This is a genomic window from Trueperaceae bacterium (genome assembly GCA_031581195.1).
Classification (GTDB): domain Bacteria; phylum Deinococcota; class Deinococci; order Deinococcales; family Trueperaceae; genus SLSQ01.
Window position 1 is genome coordinate 1 of record JAVLCF010000177.1, and the last position, 3018, is coordinate 3018.

Annotated in this window: 3 protein-coding genes; 1 reads left to right on the forward strand and 2 read right to left on the reverse strand. The window is 74.2% G+C overall.

Translation table 11 applies throughout. The features are described 5' to 3' along the window. Together RI554_11125 and gmd are read right to left on the reverse strand one after the other, a co-directional pair. A partial coding sequence (locus RI554_11125) for an NAD-dependent epimerase/dehydratase family protein (GenBank protein MDR9392565.1) occupies positions 1–360 on the reverse strand: 360 nt, incomplete at its 3' end. Continuing rightward, positions 357–1403: a GDP-mannose 4,6-dehydratase gene (gene gmd / locus RI554_11130; GenBank protein MDR9392566.1), complete on the reverse strand. Its 1047-nt coding sequence runs from the start codon at positions 1401–1403 to the stop codon at positions 357–359. The genes RI554_11125 and gmd, both read right to left, overlap by 4 nt. Before the next feature lie 154 nt (positions 1404–1557). On the opposite strand from gmd, the gene RI554_11135 reads away from it, so the two are divergent. Further along, on the forward strand, positions 1558–3018 hold a 1461-nt coding region (locus tag RI554_11135; GenBank protein ID MDR9392567.1), incomplete at its 3' end, for an ABC transporter ATP-binding protein.

The window sequence follows — 3018 nt, forward strand, 5'->3', positions numbered from 1 at the left end:
CTTCGGGTAGATGCAGCTGCTCCCCAAGTTCAGGAGCTTGCGCACCCCCACCGCGTGCGCCGACGCGATCACGTTGGACGCGATGTCCAGGTTGTCCTGCAGGAAGTCGACCGGCGCGTCGCGGTTCGCGAGGATCCCCCCGACCTTCGCGGCGGCCAGGATCACCACGTCGGGGCGTTCCGCCTCGAAGAAGGCGCGCGTCGCCGCCTGGTCGGTCAGGTCCAACTCCGCGTGGGTGCGCGTCACGAGGTGGGCGTGCCCCGCCGCCTCCAGGCGGCGGTGGATCGCGGAGCCCACCAGGCCCCGGTGGCCCGCCAGGTAGATCTTCGTGTCCGGCGTCACGACGGGGGACGCGCTCACGCGTCCCCGCTCTCGCGGGTCCCGACCGCGTGCCCCGCGTCGCGGAGCGTCCGCTCGCGCTGCGCGAGCTCCAGGTCGTGGTCCACCATCCGCGCCACCAGCGTGGCGAAGTCGATGCGCGGCGTCCAGCCGAGCTGCGCCTTCGCGCGGCTCGGATCCCCGTGCAGGTGCTCGACCTCGGTCGGTCGCAGGTAGCGCGGGTCGAACGCGACGTGGTCGCGCCACTCGAGCTCCAGGCGGCCGAAGGCCGCCTCCAGGAAGTCGCGCACGGTGTGCGCGTCCCCCGTCGCGATCACCAGGTCGCGTGGTTCGTCCTGCTGCAGCATCCTGCGCGTCGCGCGGACGTAGTCCTCGGCGTGCCCCCAATCGCGGACCGCGTCCAGGTTCCCCAGGTACAGGGTGTCCTGCAGCCCCAGCTTGATGCGCGTCGCGGCGCGCGTGATCTTGCGGGTCACAAACGTCTCGCCCCGCCGTTCCGACTCGTGGTTGAACAGGATGCCGGTCACGGCGAACAGCCCGTACGCCTCGCGGTAGTTGCGGACCAGGTGGTACGCCATGACCTTCGCCGCGGCGTACGGGGAGCGGGGTTCGAAGCGCGTGTCTTCGTTCTGGGGGGGCGCCGCCGCCCCGAACATCTCGCTGGTGCCCGCCTGGTAGAAGCGCAGGCCCGCCCCGTCGCGCCCGTGCACGTCGCGGATCGCTTCGAGCAGCCGCAGCGTTCCGAGCCCGTCGACGTCGACGGTGTACTCCGGCTGGTCGAAACTGACGCGCACGTGGCTTTGCGCCGCGAGGTTGTACACCTCGTCGGGCCGCGCCTCCTCGAGGATGCGGCGCAGGCCGGGTCCGTCGGTCATGTCGCCGTAGTGCAGGAACAACCGCGCGTCCTCGCGGTGCGGGTCCTTGTACAGGTGGTCGATGCGGTCGGTCGTGAAAGTGCTGGCGCGGCGGACGATGCCGTGTACCTCGTAGCCGTCCTCGAGGAGGTGCTCCGCGAGGTAGCTGCCGTCCTGTCCGGTGATGCCGGTGATCAGGGCCCGTTTCATGCCGCTCAGTCTAGCCGCTGGGTGCCCCGGCCTCCGGCGCGGGGCCCGCGCGGAGCGTCGCCCGGGGCGGGGTGGGCGCGTGCGCCGTCTCCGCCGTGACGCCTGCGGGCGTCCACCGCGAGCAGGGCCGTACCCTCGCCGTGGAGGCCGACGGATGCCCGCACGCCCCGCACGCCCCTGGACGCGGACGTGGGCGTTGCTCACGCCCGAGGAACGACGGCAGGCCGCCTGGCTGCTGCCGCTCGTCACCCTCATGGCGTTCGCGGAGGCGGGGGGCGTCGCGATCCTCGCGCCGTTCCTGGAACTGCTGACCGGGCCCGACGCCGTACGCACCACCCCGTGGGCGGCGTGGGCGTCCGACGCACTCGGCTTCGAGCAGCCCCGCACGTTCCTGTTGGCCTTCGGGGCCGCCGTCATGGTGGCGTTGCTGGCGGCCAACGGCGTCCTGGTGGTCGGCACGTGGGCGCTCTACCGCTTCGCGGCGCAGCGCGGCCACGCCCTGTCGATGCGGCTGCTGGAGGGGTACCTGCACGAGCCCTACGAACGCTTCCGAGCGCGCAGCAGCGCGGACGTCGTCGACACCGTCGTGCAGGAGGCGCGCGAGGTCGCCGAGGAGATCCTGGTGCCGGGCGTCCGCCTGGTGGCGAAGGCCGCCTCGGTCGTCGGCATCACCGTCCTCCTGGTCCTCGTCGATCCCGTGATGGCGGCGGTCCTGGCGGGCGTGCTCGGGGGGGCGTACCTGCTGCTGGCCGCCGTCACGCGCCGGCGCCTCGCGGCGCTCGGGCGCGCGCGCAGCGGCGCGGACCGCGCCGTCCTGCGCGTCGCGCAGGAGGCGGCGGCCGGCCGCAAGGAGGTCACCCTCGCCCACGCGGAGGCCGCCGTCGCGGCGCGCTTCGCCCGCCCGTCGCAGGCGTACGCCGACGCCGAAGCCAGCAAGCACGTCCTCCGGCACGTGCCCCGCTACGCCCTCGAGGGCGTCGCCTTCGCCGGCCTGGTCGCCGTCGTGGTGCTGCTGATGGGGACGGGGCGCGCCGCCGCGGACCTGGTCCCGACGTTGGGCCTGTACGCGTTCGCCGGCTACCGCCTGATCCCCGCCCTGCACCTCGTGTACGAGGGCGTCACGCGCGTCCGGTACGGCTCCGAGGCGCTGGACGCGGTGTACGCCCGGCTCGGGGCCGCGACGCACCCCCACCCCGAGGGTGCGCGCCCGGGGGCCCGCGCGGCGCTGCCGGACCTGGCGCACCGCATCACCCTCGAGGACGTCCATTACGCCTACCCGGGGCCCGTGGACGGGGGGCCCGGCGACCCCGACGCCGCGCCCCACGAGCCCCGCAGCGAGGTCCTGCGCGGGGTGGACGCCGCGATCGACGTTGGGACGACCGCCGCGTTCGTGGGGCCGACCGGGTCGGGGAAGACCACCCTCCTCGACGTCCTTCTGGGGCTGGTGTCCCCGACCCGGGGCGCCGTGACGATCGACGGCGTGCCGTTGGGCCCCGAAACGATGCGATCGTGGTGGCGGCAGGTCGGCTACGTCGCGCAGGCGCCGTTCCTGGCCGACGACACCGTCGCCGGCAACGTCGCGTTCGGGGCGGCCGGGACGCACGTCGACGGGGTG

Bases quoted from the DNA above. Each gene is read 5' to 3' on its own strand.
- gmd (MDR9392566.1), bottom strand. From the start codon at position 1,403: ATGAAACGGGCCCTGATCACCGGCATCACCGGACAGGACGGCAGCTAC.